This window comes from Candidatus Cryosericum odellii, from assembly GCF_003570935.1.
In the GTDB taxonomy this organism is placed as follows: Bacteria; Caldisericota; Caldisericia; order Cryosericales; family Cryosericaceae; genus Cryosericum; species Cryosericum odellii.
In genome coordinates, this window is the sequence record NZ_QXIU01000098.1 from 1 (window position 1) to 2,986 (window position 2,986).

Below are 2,986 nucleotides of genomic sequence, written 5' to 3' on the forward strand. Positions count from 1 at the left end.
CGGGTCACCGTGAAAACGCACAGCATCACGAATGCTCGATCGGCACTCAGGGGGAAATCGATGAATGCCAGGTAGACGAAGGTGGCGACGAGTGGAGCTAGTGTCTTGCCGATACTTCTTTCAGAGAACATCAGACCAAGGAGCATCGACATGACGGCGAAAACCAGTGAGAGGTGAAGACCAGAAATGGCGAGCAGATGGCTGGTACCAGTGATCGAGAAGAGATGGCGGTCGACTGTTCCAAAGAGTCTGCGATGAAGAAGGAGCTCTTCGAGAAATCCGAATGCCTTATAGCTCAACAACTGCCGCGCACGGAGTTCGATGAGGTCTCGTGCGTGTCCCGTCAATCGGCCCCACCGTGCTGCAAGAGAGTGGCTGGGAAGGGCCTGGATGTCTTGTCCGAGAAACAGCGCCGGGGGTGGCGGACCGGGCCGTTCCTCTCCCGGATTGAGAGCGGGGTTGGTTGTGCCAATCTTCCCCGAGACACGTATCTGTTGACCAAATGTCGGACCAGCGCGGCGATCGGGCATCAATACTTGGACGGTCACCGGGCGGCTGAGGGAGATGCCGTTTGCCGTCATTGTTGACAGTTCAAACCCCATGCCTCCGGTACTTCGTGCAACAGAAGGCGTAAGGGCTGTGCCAGTGACAACTGACGTATCGGGACTGAGCTGCCCCGAGGCAGAAGATTGAATAACTCTCTTTGCCATGGCAAACGACGGCCAGAAGAGAGAGAGTGCGAGCACGACGCGGATAAGATTGAGCCGTGGATGTCGAGTTTGTACGACATAGACTACGCCCAGACTAGCTAGAACAGCAAAGGCGAGTATTGCCGTGACTCCTTTGGTTCCAGCCGACAGAGCCCCAGCTACGACCGTCAGGGCTACGAGCGTGACGAGTCGCAGTCTTATCACGACGGCTAAAGGGTGATGAGGGATTTCAGGTCTTCGTAGGTTTTGGTGCCGATGCCCTTGACGTTCTGAAGGTCTTCAAGTCGTTTGAACGAGCCGTGTTGCGCCCGGTAATCCAGAATGGCCTGCGCTTTCGCCGGCCCAATGCCAGGAAGCGTATCGAGATCGGCCAGTGTTCCGTGGTTGATACTGATTCGTGCATGGACGCTTGAGGAGGGCGATGTGGAAGACACTACGGTGCTGGCACCATCTGCTGACTTTACCGGGACCGTGACTTGTTCACCATCGTCCAGTTGAGCTGCCAGGTTGACCGCAATGAGATCTGCGTCGCTCGTAGCCCCTCCCGCAGCCGCCACTGCATCCCGGACAATGGAGCCTTCCGGCAGCGCGTAGACAGCTGAATGGAGGACGGCACCAGTCACATACACATTGATGGAAACCGGGGCCGCAGGTACGATATCCGTCGTCGACGGATTATCGACAATCTGTGGGAGTGGGTTGGGTGCAGATTTGTAGAGACGCGAGCCGACAAACAACCCGGTGCCCATTCCCAAGGCGAGAACAGCGATGATCAGGACAATTATCTGATGCTTCGAGAGTTTCTCCATTACAATGGAGACCCGCTCCTTGTCGAGCGCACGGCCTCCCACCTCCTTTGTCGGCGTCGAAGATTTCAGCTCCTAGTGGGAGCCTCCCATGACTGCGAGAAGATCGTATAGCTCCAGGAAGTCGGTGACCATGCCCTCGGTCTGCTGAGGAACTGGAGTCTCAATGATACTGACCGGCGTTCCTGTCGGGATCATTGGGAAGGCTTTCGTCACGTCGGCATTCTGGTGGCGTACGCACCCATGCGATACGTCCTTGCCGATGCTAAACGGCTCGTCTGTTCCGTGCAACCCGTACGATGGGAGCGAAATGCCGATCCAGCGAACCCCCAGACCATTTGCCTTATCTTGAAGGTAAGGGGCGTATACCTTGCCTTCCCAGTGCCAGCTCGGGTTGGCTTGCTTCTCAGTCACCTTGTATGTGCCGACAGGAGTGGCACTGTCGCCAGTGGTTCCGGTCGCGTCCGGAAATACGAGAGTGCCAGATGCGGTTCTCAGGACCGTGATGTGGAATGATTTGTCGACGAGAACCTCAATGGCTGTGGCGCCTCGGGCTGACGGTATGGCCACAACGACAAGAGCCACGGCAAGGGCTGCAATGCAAAAGAAACGTAAGCGACGGTAATCTTTCATAGTAACTCCCATTATAGACAGCACTGGCCTGATGGCAACGAGGCCGGAGCAGACGGATAATCACAAGGGCCCCTCTCGGGGCCCATAATGTCAAGACAGTGCTCCAACATCATAAGAATCAGTGTATCTTCTCGCCAAGTGGTGCGGGGAGAGGGAGTTGAACCCTCACGACCTTGCGATCACTAGGACCTGAACCTAGCGCGTCTGCCATTTCGCCACCCCCGCCTGAAGGGTTTGAGACTAGCGCTCCAGAATGACCGGGATGACGATAGGCCGCCGGCGCGTTTTGTCGTATATATATTTAGCCGAGAATTTGCGTAAGTCAAGCTGCAAATCAGGCGTCGCGCGCACATCCTTGTTGCGATGGGTCACCATGTAGGCCTTCATCTCGCGAGTCAGATCCGTCAGGATTGCGTCGTCGTCAGTCACGACTCCCTTGGACACGATTTCCGGGCCGGCAAGGATCTTTCCTGTCATCCGGTCAATGCTTACGACAGAGACCAGGATGCCGTCTTTGGCCAAGCGGGCACGGTCGGTGAGGATAGGACTATCGGGTAACCCCAGGGCGAGGCCATCGATCAACAGCCCTTCGGCGGGTATGCGCTTGAGGGCGGTCAGGTGTTCGCTGTCCACCGTGAAGCACTGACCGTTTTCGAGGATAAAAACGTGTGAGCCCGGGATACCGACGCTCTCGGCAAGGCGTTTGTTCCAGAGAAGATGCCGGTACTCCCCGTGAATCGGCACGAAGAACTTGGGGCGCGTCAGCGAGAGCATCAGCTTGAGATCTCCCTGAGCGCCATGGCCGGACACGTGGACCTTGTCCTCGCGGCGGTAGAA

Annotated in this window: 4 protein-coding genes and 1 tRNA gene; all 5 read right to left on the minus strand. The window is 56.8% G+C overall.

Annotated elements, in window-relative coordinates; genetic code table 11:
- Nucleotides 1-914: ComEC/Rec2 family competence protein (locus SMC5_RS03905; protein ID WP_207799039.1), on the minus strand; the 914-nt coding region annotated here is incomplete at its 3' end.
- Nucleotides 915-919: 5 nt separating this feature from the next.
- Nucleotides 920-1,519: a helix-hairpin-helix domain-containing protein gene (locus SMC5_RS11245; RefSeq protein ID WP_119119677.1), complete on the minus strand. Its 600-nt coding sequence runs from the start codon at nucleotides 1,517-1,519 to the stop codon at nucleotides 920-922.
- A 72-nt stretch (nucleotides 1,520-1,591) separates the two neighbouring features.
- Nucleotides 1,592-2,149 (minus strand): L,D-transpeptidase, encoded by a 558-nt coding sequence (locus SMC5_RS03915; protein WP_165846158.1) that lies wholly within the window; start codon nucleotides 2,147-2,149, stop codon nucleotides 1,592-1,594.
- Between the two features lie 139 nt (nucleotides 2,150-2,288).
- Nucleotides 2,289-2,374, minus strand: a tRNA-Leu gene (locus SMC5_RS03920).
- 15 nt (nucleotides 2,375-2,389) lie between these two features.
- A partial coding sequence (locus tag SMC5_RS03925; RefSeq protein ID WP_279386309.1) for an MBL fold metallo-hydrolase RNA specificity domain-containing protein occupies nucleotides 2,390-2,986 on the minus strand: 597 nt, incomplete at its 5' end.